We start from the raw sequence: 18615 nt of genomic DNA, 5'->3' as shown, positions 1-18615 counted from the left end.
ATTATGATACACCTATGTTATACTTTAAAAAACTAAGGAATACTTAATGCAATATGTCTGGCTCCTGTGCAAAAAAAATTCTTACAAAGTTAAAAATTTTAAGTATATACTGAAAATTTTTAACTTTGTCAATTTTTTGTTGTTATTTTTCCCGCCGCAAAAAGAACCTTATATCCTCGATAAACTCGGATACGCTTCGCGAAAGTGCAATTATAGAATTAGTACTAAATCATACTAAAATAGTATTACAATAAGATAAATTATTAATTTTTGTACAATGATAAGTAATCAGCCGCACATATAGCGGACGTTTGATAAGAGTAAGCAATACTGTGCGGGAAGGTGGCACAGCTCGTGCTTGACAAACTTAAAAATTTTTAGTATATACTGAAACGATTTCATTTTGCCGACTACTGCACATTATGTAATATTAACAACTTTTTTGCCGCACAAAAAAGTTGCAAAAAAATGCAATTGCTAGAACTTTATATTTAAAATATATGTATTAAATGTAGAATATAATCTGAATTTAGACTAAAAATGCAGTCTTTTTGGTTCTTTGTGCCAACAAAAGAACTGGGGGTTCGGGGGCTAGTCCCCGAAAATAATAAAAACATAAAAACTATTTTTTGACAAACTATAGTTGTTTTGGTATATACCTAAACAACTATATTTTGTCAATTTTCAATTATTTATGAATGTAATTTTGATTTATTAATAGTATAAAATACTATTCCTTTTTAGAAAGTATGTTTTATATGTAAAATAAATTGTTTGTTTTTTGTATAATAATAAGTAATCAGCCGCACACTTTACAGTGCTTCCTTCGGTCGCGTATAGTTGGCATTTGATAAGAATAAGCGATACCGTGCGGGTTGGTGGTGCGGCTCGCACTTTTGACAATATATTGATTTTAGTATATTATTTTTTTTACTATTAATTAATAACGGAATAAAAATTATGAATGATATTCAAATACCAAATATTAGTATAAGTAATTTTAAATGCTTCAAAGAATTTTCTATTGATGGTTTTAAAAGATTTAATTTAATATTCGGTAAAAACAGTATTGGAAAAAGCAATCTTTTAGAGGCATTGTATGTATATTGTAATATGTATAGAAGCGACTCTATTATAACAGCTTCTTTTTTGTATAGAGATATAACTTTAGATGGTAATTTGGAATTGATTTTTCACAATTTTAATCATACTAATCCCATTAATATAAAAACCTCAAAAAAAGAATTAAATATATATCCTATAAAATCATTAATATATGATTCTCTATTAGATGGTATTTATTATCAAGTGCGGGATAATAATGGAGAAATTATAAAACTTCCATTACTTATTAATAATACTAGAGTTCTTGACAGCAGCTTTATACCTACAAATAATATTATTACATTCGATAGCCAAACTGTAACTTTTTCAGTTATGTACTCCCCTCTATTTAATTTTTTATTTTTAAATAATTATAGTTATTCTGAAAAAATAATAAAAAACAATGCCATAGAAACATTTAGCGAACTTCAAAATTCAAATATGGATAAAATACTGATAGACTGTATGAAAGCAATAATACCTAATTTAGAATCGATTAAAATATCATACGATAAAATTTGCGAAGTTGATATTGGATTTGACAGATATTTATCTCTAAATGCATTAGGTTCAGGAGTATATAAAATATTTAATTACATAGTTAATGCTTCATTGCTGCCTAATGGGGTTTTATTTATAGATGAAATTGATAATGGATTTCATTACAGTTCCTTACGTAATTTATGGATTTCTTTATTTAAAGTATGCTATACAAATAATATTCAGCTTTTTGCTACTACTCACTCTTATGAAGGCATAAAGGCTTTTAATGATATTTATAATGAAGTCAAAAATGAATATAATTCCAATGATGATATTCAAGGCATAAGAATAGAGGCTGACAAAAAAGAAATGTATAAATATAAAGCAGTAATATATAACAATGAAGAATTAAATAATGCTATGGATAATTGGGAGGTTGATAAATAATGCTTAATAATCCTATGGCTAAAAAAATTCTTCTCGTTGAAGGAAATGATAGAAGAGATTTATTTTCCATTTTAATTAATAAACAATTAGGCTTAAAATATGTAATAGGCAAATATGATAAACCTTTAAATAAAAAAATTTAATATAGGCTTTTTATAATGACTGAAAAAATTAATAACTTAAAACAATATATAAATGAAAGTTTTTTACTTACTCTTACCAATAAAGGTATATATAACCGTTCTATAAAAGATCTTGATAACATTATAAATAATACTCCGGAAAAAATAAAAATTGAAGAAGCTGATAATAAAATAAAAGTTATAATAGATTCTTCTGATGAACAAATAGAAGTTATGCTTGATGATGAAGATATAAAATCAAGCAAATGTTCTTGTCCTTCAAAAACTATTTGCAAACATATTATAATGTCGCTTTTGTATATAGAGCATTTAGATACAGAAAATAAAAAAAATGATGATGCAGTAATAAACAATACAATAGAAAGCAATAATGATACAAAAGAAAATAATACAGAAACAGAAGAAACAAATGATGATATAAAAAATAATACATTCGATGAAGTAAAAAATATCACTTATGATGAGATAAAAAAATTAAGCACTAAAAAAAATTTTGAATATGCATTGGATAGATTTCATGAAGATATTGAAGCAGAAATCAAAGAAGATGCTATGCTTGAAATTATTATACCTGAAGAAAATATAAAAATATATTTTCCAAAAAAAGACAGTATAAAAAAGGCTGTATGTTCCTGTAAAGATTCTTCTCTATGTTCTCATAAAATCATAGCAATATTAAAATACAAAGAAATGTATGATGCATTAGAAGAAATAAAAGAAGAAGATAAAGAAATAGATGAAAACATTTTAAAATTTTCTAAATTGTTCGTTGAAAATATATTTGAAAAAGGTTTTTATTCATGCAGTGAAAAAGATTTTGATATAGCAGAACAAATCAGTATAAAACTTCAAGTAAAAAATATGCCTGAAATAGGGAAAATGTTTAGAAGTATTGCTGAAAGTATTGATTCTATGCTAAATAAACATGCATCTTTTAATAAATTATTTGCATTTGCCACATTATCAAGACTGTATAATACAATAAAGGTAATAGAAAAAGCAAAACTAGAAAATGATAATAGAACAGTTAAATTATTAACAGGAGAAATTAGAAGCAAATATATAAACAGAAGCAATGGAGAATTCTTAGGTCTTGGTGCCTATCCTTGGATATCTTCTACTGGTTATTTAGGTGTAAGTGCTTATTTATATAATATAAATGCTAAAAAAGTATCTTTCTTTTCTTATGTAATACCAACATTCTATGATAATGCCAAAATTTCATACGAAGATGTAAGAAGCAATTACAGAAAAAAAACTCATTTTGAAAATAACATATCTATAGAAGAAGTTTCAAAATATAAAATGAAATTCTTAAATTATAAAGTTAATAATGAGGAGAGAATATCATCAAGTAAAAAAACTTCTGTTATATTAAATGATAGAATAGATTATACTCTTTTAGAAGAATTAAGAATAAAAAAAAGCAATGAAGAATTATTTGCAGAAAGTTATGATGATGTAAGAAATATAGAATTCAAATATGACTATTTCAATAAAAATGACAGAATAAAAATAATAATTGCTAAGTTTCAAAAAATAGAAAATGTTGAGTTTAATAAAATAGAGCAGATACTTTATTTTGATATAGTAAATGAAATAGAAGAAGATCAAGAAGAAAGATTAACATTGAATGTCAGATATAATGCTATTCATTCAAATGGTATTAAATATATAATGAACTATAAAAACTCAACTGTTGATAAAGACAGATTTATGCTTTTAGAAAAAAGTAAATATTATATACGGCCAATAAGCATAATAAATGCGAATGCTGTTATAAATATATTTTTTGAAGATTAATTTTATTTATACATTTAAAATATTAAAATTATTACTTATGGAGATTAAAAAATGAAAACTTATGAAAGATTCATAAAATACACAACTTTTGATACTACTTCATCAAGCGAGAATGAAAACCAAACTCCAAGTACCGAAAAACAAAAAGTATTCGGTCAATATTTGGTAGAAGAATTAAAAGGAATTGGTATTGATAATGCTTATATTGATGATAAGTCTTTTGTATACGCTTACATTCCAGCAACTAAAGGAAAAGAGAATAAACCAAAAATAGGATTTATAGCTCATTTGGATACTGTTGAAGATGCAAGCGGTGAAAATATCAAAGCAAGTATTGTTAAAAATTATGACGGAAAAGATATAGTATTAAATAAAGAAGAAAATATAGTATTTTCAACAGAAAAGTTTCCTAGCTTAAATAAATATATAGGAAATGATTTAATAGTTACAGACGGAACTACTCTTTTAGGTGCCGATGATAAAGCAGGCATTGCTGAAATAATGACTATGGCTGAAACCATAATGAATAATCCTAATATAGAACATGGAGAAATAAAAATAGCATTTACCCCAGATGAAGAAATAGGTTCCGGAATAGAATATTTTGATGTAGAAAAATTTAATGCTGATTTTGCATATACTGTTGACGGCGGAGAATTGGGAGAAATAGAATACGAAAACTTTAATGCTGCTTCTTGTAAAATAACAGTTAATGGTGTAAATGTTCACCCAGGATATTCTAAAAACAAAATGAAAAATGCCATTTTACTTGCTATGGAATTTAATTCTATGCTTCCGCCCGAACAAAAACCTCAATACACAGAAAAGTACGAAGGATTTTATCATTTGGGATATATTGAAGGTACTGAAGAAAAAACAAAACTTGAATACATTATAAGAGATCATGATATTGATAAATTTAATCAAAAAAAAGAATTTGTAAAAGATATAATAAATTTCTTAAATAAAAAATACGGTGATAATACATTTGTATTAGAATTAAAAGACACTTATTTTAATATGAAAGAAAAAATCCTTCCTAATATGCATTTGATAGACAATGCGAAAAAAGCATTTAATGAATGCGGAGTACAAGAAAAAATAGTTCCTATAAGAGGCGGTACAGACGGAGCCAGACTTTCTTTCAGAGGTTTGCCTTGCCCTAACCTTTCAACTGGAGGTGAAAACGCTCATAGCAGATTTGAATATGTACCTGTTCAATCTTTAGAAAAAATGACTGAGGTGTTATTAAAAATAATAAATATATACGCTGAATAATTTTATGAAATAAATATAATAAAAAATTCTATGATAATATTTTATATTGATTAATATTATCATAGAATTATTTTTTTATTTTAATTTTTAAGCACTGATTATAAGTTATTTAGCTGCATTTCCTGCCACATTCAACGAATCCCAAGTTCTAGCAAATGGTGGAGCATAACATAAATCAAGCATACCTAATTCATCAACTGTAAGTCCTGCATGTATACAAGCTGCTATAACATCGCATCTTAATACTGCACCTCTCTTACCTAATATCTGACCGCCTATTATCTTTCTGCTGTCTGACATATATACTAATTTTATATGTAAATCCTGATAATCCGGATAATAATGTGTATGGTCTATATCTTTTATTGTAACAGTTTTATAATTTATATTATTCTTTTTAGCTTCTTCTTCTGTTATTCCAGTACGTGCTGCTTCAAGTTCAAAAGCAAGTATACATGCACTTGTAAGGCTTCCTATAAACTTTTCATGACCGCCTACTAAATTTGAAGCTACCATTCTTCCTAATTTATTTGCTCCAGTTGCCAATGCTGCATAAGTTTGATTATCTAAAACTTTGCTGTATATACTAGCACAATCTCCGGCTGCATATATAGAATCAATATTAGTCTTTCCTTCCCTATCTACAAGTATAGCACCATTGTCCATTAATTTTATTCCAGCATCTTTCGCCAAATCGCTATTAGGAACAACTCCTATAGCAACAACAACATAATCAGCATTATATTTACCTTTATCTGTAACAACTGCTTTTACATTATTGTTATCATCAGCTTCTAATGAAATTACTTTTTCATTTAAATGTAAATCAACATTCTCTTTTATATGCTCTATAAGCATGTCAGAAAATTCTTTATCAAATTTATTTCCAAACACTCTGTCGGAACGCTGTATTATAGTAACATTCTTTCCAATATGTTTTAAAGCATGTGCTGCCTCTATAGCTATAAATCCAGCTCCCAATACAATAACATTTTTTATATTATTGTCTTTCATTTTCTCTCTCATATCTATAGAATCATTGAACTCTTTTAAAGTTGATACATTTCCAATATTTATATTTGCTATATTAGGAATTATAGATTTAGCACCTGTAGCTATCAATAAAGAATCATAATTATCTTCAAACTCTTTATTATTAATTAAATCTTTTACAAGTACTTTTTTATTATTAGGATCTATTTTTAATACTTCATGTTTAACTTTTAAATCTATTCCTGATTTTATAGTGGCTTCTGCAGTTCTAGCTATCATAGTATTAGGGCTTTCATAGAATCCGCCTACATAATAAGGCATACCGCAAGCACCCCAAGATACCACATCTGTTTTTTCATAAACTGTAATAACAGCTTCTTTATCTAATCTTCTTGCCTTTGCAGCAGCACTCATTCCAGCAGCCACTCCGCCTATTATTATAATTTTCTTCATATACGCTCCTTTGGTATTCATATATTACTATTAGTAATATAATAAAAATTTCATTTTTGTCAAAGTTAATTTTTAATAATTATAAAAAATATAATAAAATTATAAACAAGATATGCAGTCAATAACTTATTTGCAATAATACCAGATTATATTTTTTTCATTCAAATCAGCATTTATCTCAATTAAAAGTTGAAAAAATTTAAGTTGTATATATACTTATTAGTGTTTTTTCATTCAATTTTAAGGAAGTAAAATTATCATGTATACCACAGATAATAATTTAGAAGATAAAATAAAAAATATGATTGTATATCATAGTAATATGTGTAAAAATAACCCAAACAATCCAAAACCTATTGTAGATTTTGGAATTTTTTATACTCAATTGGGAAAACATACTCATGCTATAGAATTGTTCAAAAAGGCATTAAATATTAATAACAATGATTATAGTATATACAGACTTATAGGTCTATCATATATAAAAATGAAAAATTATTATAATGCTGTTACATACTTTGAAAAAGCTTATGAATTAGAAAATAATGATTATATTAGTTTGAATAATCTTGGACACTGTTATATAGAAATTGGAAGATATGAAGATGCTGTTAATGTATTAAATAAATCTTTTATGTTAGCCCCAAGGGAATATATCAATTGGCGTCATTTGGGTATGGCTCTATATCATTTAAATAGATTCGATGAAGCTATAGAATCTTTTGAAAGGGCAATAGAACTAAATAAATATGATTATACAAGTCTTTATTGGCTTGCTGTTACATATAAAGATACATATAAATATCATAAGGCAATAAAAATATTAAAAAAGATAATAGAAATAGAAAATGAAAATTATTTGGCTTATTTCAATATAGGTCTTTGCTTTTTTATGATTAATGATTTTAATAATGCATTATCATATTTTAATAACGCTTTAAATATAGATGATAATGACTATTTACTATATTATTACATAGGTGTTTCTTATTATCAGATTCAAGACTATATAAAATCCATTGATTATTTAAACATATCTATAGAAAAGAATCAAACTTATTCTTTCGCTTATTATTATTTGGGACTAGCTTATTATTCTGCTGGGCTTTATGACAATGCCATTGATATGCTGGAAAAAGCTACATCATTAGATGAAAGTAATAAAGAAGCATATATATCTTTATCAAATGCTTATAGTGCTGTTGGAGATTTAGAAAACTCAGCTATAGCATTAAAAAAATATGATATATATTAATTATTGGTTTCCTGAGTTTCTAAAGTGGTCTCATTGATTATAATACCATAACCGCTGATTTCTATTTTGTATTTATCATCTAATACTATTAAAAAATTTTTATCTTTTCTTTCTATATCAGTAATTTTTGAAGATGGATAGGAATTATCTATAACATTAACCATAGATCTATGTATGCAGCTTCTAGGAATGCCATTTTGCTTGGCTTCATCATTTATAGCACTAACTTTTTTCCAAAGACCTGTACTATAAAATATAAATTTATAACCAAAATCTATATCAACCTCATAGCCGCCGCCATTTTGATATAAAGATACTGTTTCTATATTATTACCGGGAAAATTCATGTTCAAAAAATTTTTTGCTCTCAAAGGCAAAGAATTTTCTGTTAAAGACTGAGAAAATAAAAATACATTGGATATCAAGATAGATAAACAAATAATGAATATTAATTTTACATATTTCATAATTATTATAATTTTCGTATTTTATTTTGTTTATGTTAGAATTTTTTAAAAAAGTAACGGCCGCAAAAAATATTTACGACCGTTTGTAAAGTTAAGCAAATGTTTATTTTGTTATTTTTTTTCTTCTTCTACTTGTTTGATCACATCATTATATTCATTAATTAATGATTTATACTCCTCCTCGTCTAATAAAGAATCATCATAGTCGTTTAAATAATCTAAGTCTTCTTTCACTTATTTAACGTCCTCCTTTTCTAAAATTAATATATTCTAGTTTTTTGTGATAATATTATCGAGTAATGTATTTAATCATTATATATAATGTTGCTTTTTAATTTTAAAAAACAATATATTGTTACTTTATGATAATTAACCCTCATATTATAATAATAACAAAAATTTTATATGAGTCAAAAAATTTTTTCTATAACTCAAATAAAAATTACAATAATTAACAATTAATATTCTCTATCTTCTACACAATAGTTAATTAAATCATTGTATTCATTAATTAATAAGATATACTCTTCTTCATCTAACAAATAAAAAGTGTAATCATTATCTAAAAAATTTAGAAATTTTGTCATAGTAAAACCTCCAATTTTTTATTTAACATATACAGCTGCAATTTATGTGATAAAGAACTATTATTTTGTAACTAATAATCACACTCTTAATATAAGAAAATTCAATAATAAAGGCAAATATTTTTTTCAACTTTTTTTACAAAAAAACCAAAAAAGTATAGATTTGTAAAAATATATACTTTAATTCTAAATTATTTTACAAAATCATAAAAAAGCCTATGCACTAATTGTACATAGGCAAAAACAAAAAGAGAAATTGAAAAAACTATTTAATCTTCTATACTATTAATAATATTATTATATTCATTTATCAATAAACTGTATTTTTCTTCATCTAAAAAAACATTATTCAAAACATCTAATAATTTTGTCATATAGAATCCTCCTTTTCATAGTACTCATATTTTTATTGTGATTTAAAAGCTTTATTTTGTGATTATTTATCACGTATTTATATAATACTAATATAATAATTTTTTATAAAAAATTTACAAAACAATAAAACCATATAGACTATTTATAAATAGCATTAAAAATTTTTAATTTGTTTATTCTTTTGAACTATTAAAAAGGAGTTATATTATACTACTCTATTAATAATGCGATAATTTGAATTGATTTACAATACAGTAAAATAGATTTTGAAACAAAGAGAATATAAAAAAAGCCTACACACATTAAGCGTGTAGGCTTATAAATTTCATTTTTTAATTATTTAAGTTCATTAATTTTTTTCATCATATCAGATTTTTTAGCAGCTGCTCTATTAGCATGTATAACTGATTTTCTTGCTGCTTTATCTAAAGCACTAGCATATTTTTTGAATTCTTCCATAGCAAGAGCTTTATCATTACTTTCTACAGATTTTAGAACTTTTTTCTTTTGAGTATTTAAGAAACTTTTAATTTTTCTATTGTAAAGATTTCTAACTTCATTTTGTCTTAATCTTTTAGATGCTGAAGCTATATTAGGCATTATCGCTCTCCATGTTAAAATAAAAAGCGGAGTTGACGGGGCTCGAACCCGCGGCCTCCTGCGTGACAGGCAGGCGCTCTAACCAAACTGAGCTACAACTCCAAATTAGTTAAGGAATGACTGTATTATACTACTATTCTATTTTTTGTCAACTACTTTTTTTTAAAATATCAATTTTTTTTAAAAAAATGAGGCTTAAATATGAAAATATATTCAAGCCTCATCAATAATCGATCAATTTACAGAATTAAATCATATTTGTACATCTTGACTATAATCTATGCCTTCAACTTCAAAACCATGCATATTCATATAATCTTTTCTGAACAATGCTAAATCTGCTATTTCTTTTAAATTATCTTTTGTTAATTTATTCCAAGAATCTAAAACTTCTTTTTGAACATCTTCTCTTAATTCCCAGTCATCTAATCTTATTCTGTTTTCACTATCAACTGGTACTGCTCCGCCATTATAAAGTTTTTCACTTATAAGTCTGTACATTTGCTCTATACAGCCCTCATGAATGCCTTTATTCTTCATCACTTTGAATAATATGCCTATATAAAGAGGAACTGTAGGTATAACTGCTGAAGATCTAGTTACTACTGCTTTATTTACTGATACATAAGCATGACCTTTAACTTTCTCCTGCATTTCTTTATCCAATTCACGAGCTGTTGCCTCAAGATGGTCTTTAGCCTTTCCTATAGTACCTTCTCTGTATACTGCTTTTGTCATTTCTGGTCCTATATAAGAATAAGCCACATTAATAGCATTTTCAGAAAGTAAATCAGCGTTAAGTAAAGCGTCTGTCCATAATTTCCAATCTTCTCCGCCCATTACTTTTACAGTAGATTTTATATCATCTTCATTTGCTGGATCAATAGATACTTCCAATAACTCCTCCGTCATAAAATCAACGCCTATACCGTTATATTTCTTTCCTATAGGCTTTAAAGATGAACGGTAAAGTGTTCCTGTTGATTCATCTGTTCTTACTGGAGCTGCCAAACTGTATATAACTAGATCTATTTTTTCTCCGTTAAAGAATGTTTTAGCTTCTTTTATTACTTCTTCTTTTGAAGCATTTAAAAATGCATCTAATATCAAGTTTTTATCTTCTATTCCGTCTCTTTTAGCACAAGCTGTGAAAGCTTCATTGTTATACCAACCTGGTGTAGCTGTTCTTCTTGCTGTAGCTTCTTTTTCAAATGATACGCTCATAGTTTTTGCACCAAGTCCATAAGCTATAGCTATTCTGCTAGCAAGTCCGTATCCGCCTGAAGCTCCTAATATTAAAGCGTTTTTAACATTAGATTTTACTTTTGGCTGTGATTTTACATAGTTAATTTGATTTTCTACTTCTTTAGCACAGCCTAATGGATGAGCTGTTATACATATATTATTTAATATTTTTGGCTCTACTACCATAGTTTTTTCTCCTATCATTGTTATTTTCTTTAATAAATTACAAACTAATTTTAATATACTTTATAATAAAATTGCTTTTTTTTCAATGAAAATAAAATTAAAATGAAATATTCATCTAAACGTATGGTAAATAAATCATAAATATAATATAAATAACATTAATAATAACTCTACATATATACAAAAAATAATACATACGGTGTATATATTCTAAATTCTAATCACATTAGGGCGGGTATGCTTTTTCTAAATTCGCAATAGATAAATTTAAATCATAATTTTTAATTAGATATAAAAGATAAAAGGGCGGGCATTTAAATTAATACAAAAAATCAAATTACACCTGCCCCACCCTCTAGGCTTTCAGCATAATATACAATTTTTGTATTATTTTTCTTTTTAATTTTTAAAAGTTATTTCAGCTGCCCACCCAAGATTTTTTTAAATTTATGGTCTATACACCGCACGCATAACAAAGCTAAACAAATAAAATTATTTGTTATTTAAATTTTTATTAAATTTAAGACTTCATTAACCGTGCGTTCAAAAAAGTAAAAAACAAAATTTACTTTAAATATTCTATTAATTCATTTTCAATACTTATCATAACTTCAGCAAATTCTTTTATATTTTGAAAATCTTCCCCGTTTAATTTTGCTGAAGGAATTTTTAAAGCATATTTGTATATACCGCAATCAGCATATCCATTATAAGCATTATTTAAAACACCTATTCTTGTAATTTTATTTTCATTGCTATAATTAAATTCTTCCAATGGATAAATAAAACCTGCCTTTTTAGCATTAAGTGTATAAGCATAAGAAACTATTTGATGCTTGTCGTTTCTGTCTATGCTTTCATTATCATAATAGTTTAATCTTTTGTATTTGGCATCAAGAACTATATTATTGTTATTTTCATCTGATAATTTATAGAAGTCCGGATAAACCCTCCAAGAATTATCAAGTAATTTAATACCGTTTTTTGAATTTCTATTTTCAGCATGAATAAAATTTTCTTTGCTTAAAAAAGTATTTAAATATTCTTCAAATAACCAAGCCCCGTCAAATAATAATCCGTATACTGTATTATCATTGCTGCCGTATTTTAATTTTTCATGCTTTAATATCTGAATACATATTTTTCTTAAAGGCTCATATTCATAATAGTATGGGTGCGATAATTTTTTTAAGTTTTTATTTATAATGCTTTCTCTTTTATTTCTATCATAACTAGAAGTACTATAAAATATCTGCTGAACATAATTTTTTATTTCACTGTCATAACTTAAAATATATCTGTTTTTTGTATTTATATATTCTATAGTATGCCTTATTAATTGAGTGATATTATTGTCATAACTGTATTCTCTAGTATTGTACGAAATTTTACCATTAAATGGAATATTATTTTTAATGTATCTATTAATATCAATAGTTCCTTTTATATTAGAATCATTATGTTTTATTAATTTGTACTGTTTGAAAAGTCCCTGTCTTAATGCTTTCTTAAAAAAACTAATAAACATGTAAATCAAAAAATCAAATGAATCGTCATAATCCTTACTATGCTCCAAATTAATGATATTAAGATTAAGCACTTTCATAAGCATGTAGTGCAGAAAATAATCTTCATTATCATTTACAGCGAACCTTGAAGAAATTTTTATTTGAATATTTTTATAGCCTATAAATCCCATTATATTATTAGTTAATAAACTATCATTAACAATATCAAATATTCTGCTTTCTTTTTCTAAATCCTTACTTTCTTTTATAGAGTTAGGAAATATTATAATATTATCTTTCACATCAGAAAGAGTTTTTCCAGCAATTTCTTTGATTGAAATTATATCTTCTTCAGAAATATTTTCTTTTATATTTATTAATTTTTCATGTTTAGTATTATCTTTTAATTTAATCATTTTATTGTTTGTGTTAATTTTTTATTATAAATTTCTTCAACTTTTTTGTCGTGCAAAAAAAGTTGCAAAAAACACAATTACCATAGCTTATTATTATTTTGCATTGAAACAAATATATTAAAAAATTATTAATTGTTATAATATCAATTACTATCATTTTGTTTATTTAGATTTTAATTATCACTATCTTGTAATGTATTACTATCAGATTGTGTATTATTATCGCAACCTGAATTATAAGCCTTTTTTAATTCATCAAGTTTACTTTCAGCATCAGGCATTCCTCTCAAGTACTCATACAAAAGTCCTCTCAAATGATTCTCCCATAAACTTTTAAATGCATCTGTTTTATTATCGCTTGAACTTTTATAATAGTTTTTTAATTTTAGGAAATAAGAAGCTCCTATATGATAGGAAGAATTAAAGCCTTCAATTTTTTCTATTGTATCATTTAATTTATTCATTATATCAATTGCATATTGTTTTATATTTGAATCTAAACTTTTTAATATATCCTCTTGGGTTTCTTTAGCCTCAACCTCTTTCCAAGCGAATCTCCTACGCATAGCAAAGTCCATACTTTCAACGCTTCTGTCAATATCATTCATTGTGCCTATTATATAAACATTATCCGGCACAAAAAATCCGTCTTCAAATTCATCATCTTCTTCTATTTCATCATTATTAATTAAATTATTATATTGAGTTTGTACTTTTCCGCTTTCACCTCTGTATCCGGGGTCAATAGCAAAGAATAATTCTCCGAAAATTTTTGAAATCTCTCCTCTGTTAATCTCATCTATAATAAATACAAATTTACTGCTTCTATTTTTTAAAGCTTCCTTACAAAATTTCTTAAAAATTCCGTCCTTTCTTTCAAATCCAATATTTCCATTGCTATCTTTAATAGGTCTTAATCCCTCAACAAAATCAGTATAATCATAAGATGGATGAAATTGTACAAATCCGTAATCATTATTATTCATCATATTTACATCTTGTTTTTTTCCGCTTATTAAGTCAAAATTTTCTAATAATATTCTTCTTACTATATATGAATCAATATCCTTTAAATTTTCATCAAAGAATTTTTTTATATTTTTATTTAATTTATATCTGTTATCATTTTTTTCTATATTGAATATACTGCATATATTCTCTTGATAGCATAGGAAAATATGTGTAGGGGTGATATGTATTATATATTTTTATTGCCATATAATCATTTCTTTTATTAAAATCTAATACAGAATCTTTAAAATCATAATCTTCTATTGTAGCCATATTATATAATTCTTTACCTATTTCTTTTATAAGTTCGTCATCAGTTTTATCAGTTTCATTTACTAAATTACCTGTTTTTTTATCATAATAGAGTAAGTATGTTTTGGCTCCTCCTGCAAAAAATCCGCCTAATAATTTTCTTTTAAGTCCGAATTCAATCCAATAACAAAAAGAATTATTATCTCCTCTGCCTACAGCATAATCATCTATACTTATATTTTTCAAACTCTCTATAGGAAATTTATTTATAAACTCTTCTCTTAATTTATCACCTTCTTTTTTTAAATTATCTAAACGTTCCTTATTGCTATTATAATAATCTATTATAAATTGTTTATAGTCTTTAATATGAGTATTATCTTTCATCATTTCTTTGGCTATTTCTTTAGCTAAATGGGTTTTTCCTGTTCCAGGTGCTCCTGTAAGTATAAGATTATAATTTTCTTTCAAAAGATTAATATATTTTTCCATACTAGAATCCATTTGAGTCTTCCTTATATAATTTGATATTTTATCTATTAATTTTTTATCTTGAGGTTTATCATTTTTTAATTCATAAATTGCAGGTACTATCTGGCTTCCCTCATTTGAACAGCCTTCGAATGATAACTCTCTGTTATTCAATATTGTAAAATCTTTTAATTTTCTAGCTTGAGGTTTAAAACCATCATCATAATCATATAAGTAGGCATCTGAATCTACAATACCTGCAAAATAATTACGTCTTTCCCAACTTACTCTTTGACTTACTATAACAATATCACCTAAATTTATCTCATTTTTAAATGTTATACCTAAAGTTTTATCATCATGCCAACCTATCAAACATATATGTTTTTCTTCCATAAGTTCAACAAAATCAGAAACAGGATAGTTTGTTTTATCATTGGCTACATTTGGACTTAATACCCAATATCTCATAAGATAACCTAATTATTAATCTTTATTTTTTATACAATTTAATATTTCATCTATTAATTTTTTATCTTGAGGTTTATCATTTTTTAATTCATAGATTGCAGGTATTATTTGGGTTCCCTCATTTGAACAGTCTTCAAATGATAAATCTTTATTATTCAATATTGTGAAATCTTTTAATTTTCTAGCTTGAGGTTTAAAACTATCATCATAATCATATAAATAGGCATCAGAATCTACAATACCTGCAAAATAATTATGTCTTTTCCAATTTACTCTTTGGCTTACTATAACAATATCACCTAAATTTATCTCATTTTTAAATGTTACACCTAAAGGTTTGTCATCATGCCAACCTACCAAACATATATGTTTTTCTTCCATAAGTTCAACAAAATCAGAAACAGGATAGTTTACTTTGTCATTAGCTACATTAGGACTTATTACCCAATATCTCATTATATACTCCTTAAAATAAAATTATATTGTAATACTAAGTATATAAATATTTTTTACAATTTCAATGTATTATAATATATTTTTTACTACTTAATTATATTTTTAAGCATAAAGTTAGTATATCATTTTTGTATTCAAAATAGGGAATTTTAAACTTTTACTAAGTACTATGTATCATTAAAAAAAATTATATAAAATATTAAAATAGTAAAAGACATTATCCCGAACGTACATTGCATTTTCCATAAGAAAAAACACTACCGTTCGGTTTTGTGATAAGCTAGTATCCCACCCAATCGTTAGTTAAACTTTAAAATCTCTTTAACGCACGGTTAACTGATTTATAAATATAATAAAAATTTGAATTCAAAATAATTCTATATTTTTAGATTTGCTATCCGTGCGGCGGATAGACTATAATTTAAAAAAAACTTGGGCAGGCAGCTAAAATAAGAGTTGATATATTTTAAGATTTAAATATTGTAAAGCTAATTATAAAAATTGTGAGCCTCTGGCAAGAGCCTTTGAGCGAACAATTTTTATAGCAATAATAAATAATAATAATTTAAAAATATCAGAATTAACTAAAAGCCTAAAGGGGCAAGTATAAATAAAATTATTATAAATACTTATCTACTATTTTTTGATAAGTACCATTGGCCTTTATTGTTTTTAGACCGCTGTTAATTTTATCAAGTAAAATATTATCTTCTTTTATTACAGCTATGCCATAACCTATTTCAGGATATTCTATAGTATCAACTATTTTTAGATCATTATCATATCGTATATAGTTAATGCCGGTAAGTTTATCAATCAGAACAGCATCAATACTTTCTACTTTTAAAGAAATAAAAGCACTACCTGCAATCTCAAATCTTTTCACCTGACGAATACCTTCCATCTTTGATAATATCCTGTCTGAAACGGTATCTTTTATAACACCTACAGTTTTTCCTATTAAATCATTAGTTGTTGTTATATTTGTATTTTCTTTAGTTACTGCAATACTTTGACCAGCAGTTAAATATCGATCAGAAAAATTTACAACCTTTTTTCTATCTTCTGTTATAGCCATAGCAGCTATAATAATATCTATATCATCTCTAAGAAGTGATGGAATAAGATCGGCAAATTGCATAGGAACAAATTGTATTTAAAAATCCGATACATTAGCTATTTCATGCATTAAATCATAATCAAATCCGCCTGCATTATTATCATTAGTTAAATGAAGTACTGGATAATCATAAATATATATACCTACTTTTAATGTTTCATTAGAAAAGCTGTTATTGTCAATCTGTATCTCATTTGTTATAGTATTTTCTGAATTATTTGTATTGGAATGATTACTACAGGATGTAAAACTTATTAAACTAAATAGTATAAAAATAATAATCTTTTTCATTTGTATAAAAAATGTTTTTCAATATTTGTTAAAAATTAATATACATCTAATAAAAAGTCAAGCAGTTATTTTTTTATATTAAAATAAAAACTAATAATACCATATACTTGATTTCTATTAGTATACTGATAATACAAATATATTATATTTAAAAATTAATCAAAAATAATTATTGATTGGATTTAGTTTCTTGATTAGTTCCTAAATGCTTTTGTATCAAAGTATTATAAGAACCATTATTCATCACCTCATATAAAGCCTTATTTATTTCATTTAATAATGCTGTTTCATCTTTTCTAAAAGCTATAGCATAATTTTCTTCTGGGAAAGTAATGCCTTCTGCCAGTTTAAGGTCTTTATCATAAGAAAGATAATGATCGCAAGTAACCTTATCAAACATAGCAGCATCAACTTTTCCAACTTTTAATGAAAGTAAAATACTGCTTACTGTCTCAAATCTTTCTATTTGTATTTCAGGATTTTGTGAAATAATTGTATCAGCAATAGTCCCCTTTATAACTCCTACCTTTTTGCCTATTAAATCTTCTTCTGTATTTATTCTATCTTCATTCTGATTTAGTAATATAGCCTGTCTTGATGTATAATACTTATCAGAAAAATTCACCTGCTTTTTTCTGTCTTCTGTAACAGTCATACCAGCAATAATAGCATCTATTTTTTTAGCTTCTAAAGCAGGCATTAACTGTTCAAATTGCATAGGAATAAAATTCATTTTAATACTTGAAATTTTAGATATCTCATTCATCAAATCATAATCAAATCCGCCTATAGTACCATTAGATAAATATCCAAAAGGATAATCATAAACATATATTCCTACATTTATAAATTTATTTGCAAATGTTTTATTGGTCGATACAGAATCTGATTTATTATTTGAAGAAGAATTATTACAAGATATAATTAATGATAATATAATTACCATAATTGTTTTTACAATTTTTATCATAGTTCTATTCCTAAATAGTTATATAAAATTAAAATAAGGACAATTTATTAATTTATTATTTATTTTTTCATACATTAAAAATATTTTCAAAAACGCACTTCTTATATTATAGTACATAAATAACATAAAAACAATATTTTAATGTCAATTTTGTTGTTTAAGAGCCATAGATATTGCACACTTTTATTTTAAAAAAAGAAGGTATTCCTTATAATTTAAATTGCTATAAA

At 25.4% G+C, this 18615-nt stretch carries 18 protein-coding genes and 1 tRNA gene; 5 read left to right on the top strand and 14 right to left on the bottom strand.

What is annotated here, in order from left to right:
* Positions 1-960: 960 nt before the first annotated feature.
* Genes Q0K52_RS12085 through pepT form a run of 4 tightly spaced genes read left to right on the top strand, consistent with a single transcriptional unit; the run spans position 961 to position 5258 of the window.
* Entirely contained in the window at positions 961-2034 is a 1074-nt protein-coding gene (locus Q0K52_RS12085) for an ATP/GTP-binding protein (protein ID WP_297299740.1), read from the top strand.
* Positions 2034-2177 (top strand): hypothetical protein, encoded by a 144-nt coding sequence (locus Q0K52_RS12080; RefSeq protein WP_297299738.1) that lies wholly within the window; start codon positions 2034-2036, stop codon positions 2175-2177. Before Q0K52_RS12085 ends, Q0K52_RS12080 begins: the two co-directional genes overlap by 1 nt.
* Before the next feature lie 15 nt (positions 2178-2192).
* Positions 2193-3980, top strand: a complete 1788-nt coding sequence (locus Q0K52_RS12075) for an SWIM zinc finger family protein (RefSeq protein ID WP_297299737.1) — start codon at positions 2193-2195, stop codon at positions 3978-3980.
* 51 nt (positions 3981-4031) lie between these two features.
* On the top strand, positions 4032-5258 hold the full coding sequence (gene pepT / locus Q0K52_RS12070; RefSeq protein ID WP_297299735.1) for a peptidase T: 1227 nt from the start codon (positions 4032-4034) through the stop codon (positions 5256-5258).
* A gap of 105 nt (positions 5259-5363) precedes the next feature.
* On the opposite strand, the gene Q0K52_RS12065 is transcribed toward pepT, so the two are convergent.
* Entirely contained in the window at positions 5364-6704 is a 1341-nt protein-coding gene (locus tag Q0K52_RS12065) for a CoA-disulfide reductase (RefSeq protein ID WP_297299733.1), read from the bottom strand.
* A gap of 259 nt (positions 6705-6963) precedes the next feature.
* Between Q0K52_RS12065 and Q0K52_RS12060 the strand changes: the two genes are divergently transcribed.
* On the top strand, positions 6964-7959 hold the full coding sequence (locus Q0K52_RS12060) for a tetratricopeptide repeat protein (RefSeq protein ID WP_297299731.1): 996 nt from the start codon (positions 6964-6966) through the stop codon (positions 7957-7959).
* Here Q0K52_RS12060 and Q0K52_RS12055 read toward each other — a convergent pair.
* The 13 genes from Q0K52_RS12055 to Q0K52_RS11995 form a co-directional block, all read right to left on the bottom strand.
* Positions 7956-8426, bottom strand: a complete 471-nt coding sequence (locus Q0K52_RS12055; protein WP_297299729.1) for a PepSY-like domain-containing protein — start codon at positions 8424-8426, stop codon at positions 7956-7958. The genes Q0K52_RS12060 and Q0K52_RS12055 overlap by 4 nt on opposite strands.
* 111 nt (positions 8427-8537) lie before the next feature.
* The gene (locus Q0K52_RS12050) at positions 8538-8660 is read right to left on the bottom strand and encodes a hypothetical protein (protein WP_297299727.1); all 123 of its coding nucleotides are present in this window, start codon (positions 8658-8660) and stop codon (positions 8538-8540) included.
* Between the two features lie 224 nt (positions 8661-8884).
* Positions 8885-9013, bottom strand: coding sequence for a hypothetical protein (locus tag Q0K52_RS12045; RefSeq protein WP_297299725.1), 129 nt, complete (start codon positions 9011-9013; stop codon positions 8885-8887).
* A 711-nt stretch (positions 9014-9724) separates the two neighbouring features.
* Positions 9725-9988 (bottom strand): 30S ribosomal protein S20, encoded by a 264-nt coding sequence (rpsT, locus tag Q0K52_RS12040; protein ID WP_297299723.1) that lies wholly within the window; start codon positions 9986-9988, stop codon positions 9725-9727.
* 27 nt (positions 9989-10015) lie between these two features.
* Positions 10016-10090: transfer RNA gene (locus Q0K52_RS12035), tRNA-Asp, on the bottom strand.
* A 150-nt stretch (positions 10091-10240) separates the two neighbouring features.
* Complete coding sequence (fabV, locus tag Q0K52_RS12030) at positions 10241-11419, bottom strand: enoyl-ACP reductase FabV (protein ID WP_297299721.1); 1179 nt, start codon at positions 11417-11419, stop codon at positions 10241-10243.
* A 565-nt stretch (positions 11420-11984) separates the two neighbouring features.
* Entirely contained in the window at positions 11985-13343 is a 1359-nt protein-coding gene (locus tag Q0K52_RS12025) for a restriction endonuclease (protein ID WP_297299719.1), read from the bottom strand.
* Between the two features lie 173 nt (positions 13344-13516).
* Positions 13517-14332: an AAA family ATPase gene (locus Q0K52_RS12020; RefSeq protein WP_297299717.1), complete on the bottom strand. Its 816-nt coding sequence runs from the start codon at positions 14330-14332 to the stop codon at positions 13517-13519.
* 133 nt (positions 14333-14465) lie between these two features.
* Positions 14466-15548 (bottom strand): ATP-binding protein, encoded by a 1083-nt coding sequence (locus Q0K52_RS12015; RefSeq protein WP_297299715.1) that lies wholly within the window; start codon positions 15546-15548, stop codon positions 14466-14468.
* A gap of 15 nt (positions 15549-15563) precedes the next feature.
* Positions 15564-16004 carry a hypothetical protein gene (locus Q0K52_RS12010; RefSeq protein ID WP_297299711.1) on the bottom strand — a complete coding sequence of 147 codons (441 nt, stop codon included), beginning with the start codon at positions 16002-16004 and terminating at the stop codon, positions 15564-15566.
* A gap of 619 nt (positions 16005-16623) precedes the next feature.
* Positions 16624-17160 (bottom strand): transporter substrate-binding domain-containing protein, encoded by a 537-nt coding sequence (locus tag Q0K52_RS12005; RefSeq protein WP_297299742.1) that lies wholly within the window; start codon positions 17158-17160, stop codon positions 16624-16626.
* Complete coding sequence (locus tag Q0K52_RS12000; protein ID WP_297299709.1) at positions 17161-17415, bottom strand: hypothetical protein; 255 nt, start codon at positions 17413-17415, stop codon at positions 17161-17163. It abuts the gene before it with no gap.
* A gap of 169 nt (positions 17416-17584) precedes the next feature.
* The gene (locus Q0K52_RS11995) at positions 17585-18385 is read right to left on the bottom strand and encodes a transporter substrate-binding domain-containing protein (protein ID WP_297299707.1); all 801 of its coding nucleotides are present in this window, start codon (positions 18383-18385) and stop codon (positions 17585-17587) included.
* Positions 18386-18615: the final 230 nt, after the last annotated feature.

Source organism: uncultured Brachyspira sp., assembly GCF_944390845.1.
GTDB lineage: Bacteria > Spirochaetota > Brachyspiria > Brachyspirales > Brachyspiraceae > Brachyspira > Brachyspira pulli.
Note: the sequence above shows the minus strand (reverse complement) of the source record. Positions and strands in the feature narration are given on the sequence as shown.

Coding starts and splice junctions, on each gene's coding strand:
- Q0K52_RS12055 (WP_297299729.1), bottom strand. CDS start 8,426: ATGAAATATGTAAAATTAATATTCATTATTTGTTTATCTATCTTGATA.
- fabV (WP_297299721.1), bottom strand. CDS start 11,419: ATGGTAGTAGAGCCAAAAATATTAAATAATATATGTATAACAGCTCAT.
- Q0K52_RS12020 (WP_297299717.1), bottom strand. CDS start 14,332: ATGATGAATAATAATGATTACGGATTTGTACAATTTCATCCATCTTAT.
- pepT (WP_297299735.1), top strand. CDS start 4,032: ATGAAAACTTATGAAAGATTCATAAAATACACAACTTTTGATACTACT.
- Q0K52_RS12065 (WP_297299733.1), bottom strand. CDS start 6,704: ATGAAGAAAATTATAATAATAGGCGGAGTGGCTGCTGGAATGAGTGCT.
- Q0K52_RS12085 (WP_297299740.1), top strand. CDS start 961: ATGAATGATATTCAAATACCAAATATTAGTATAAGTAATTTTAAATGC.
- Q0K52_RS12000 (WP_297299709.1), bottom strand. CDS start 17,415: ATGAAAAAGATTATTATTTTTATACTATTTAGTTTAATAAGTTTTACA.
- Q0K52_RS12080 (WP_297299738.1), top strand. CDS start 2,034: ATGCTTAATAATCCTATGGCTAAAAAAATTCTTCTCGTTGAAGGAAAT.
- Q0K52_RS12010 (WP_297299711.1), bottom strand. CDS start 16,004: ATGAGATATTGGGTAATAAGTCCTAATGTAGCTAATGACAAAGTAAAC.
- Q0K52_RS11995 (WP_297299707.1), bottom strand. CDS start 18,385: ATGATAAAAATTGTAAAAACAATTATGGTAATTATATTATCATTAATT.
- Q0K52_RS12025 (WP_297299719.1), bottom strand. CDS start 13,343: ATGATTAAATTAAAAGATAATACTAAACATGAAAAATTAATAAATATA.
- rpsT (WP_297299723.1), bottom strand. CDS start 9,988: ATGCCTAATATAGCTTCAGCATCTAAAAGATTAAGACAAAATGAAGTT.
- Q0K52_RS12075 (WP_297299737.1), top strand. CDS start 2,193: ATGACTGAAAAAATTAATAACTTAAAACAATATATAAATGAAAGTTTT.
- Q0K52_RS12045 (WP_297299725.1), bottom strand. CDS start 9,013: ATGACAAAATTTCTAAATTTTTTAGATAATGATTACACTTTTTATTTG.
- Q0K52_RS12060 (WP_297299731.1), top strand. CDS start 6,964: ATGTATACCACAGATAATAATTTAGAAGATAAAATAAAAAATATGATT.
- Q0K52_RS12015 (WP_297299715.1), bottom strand. CDS start 15,548: ATGAGATATTGGGTATTAAGTCCAAATGTAGCCAATGATAAAACAAAC.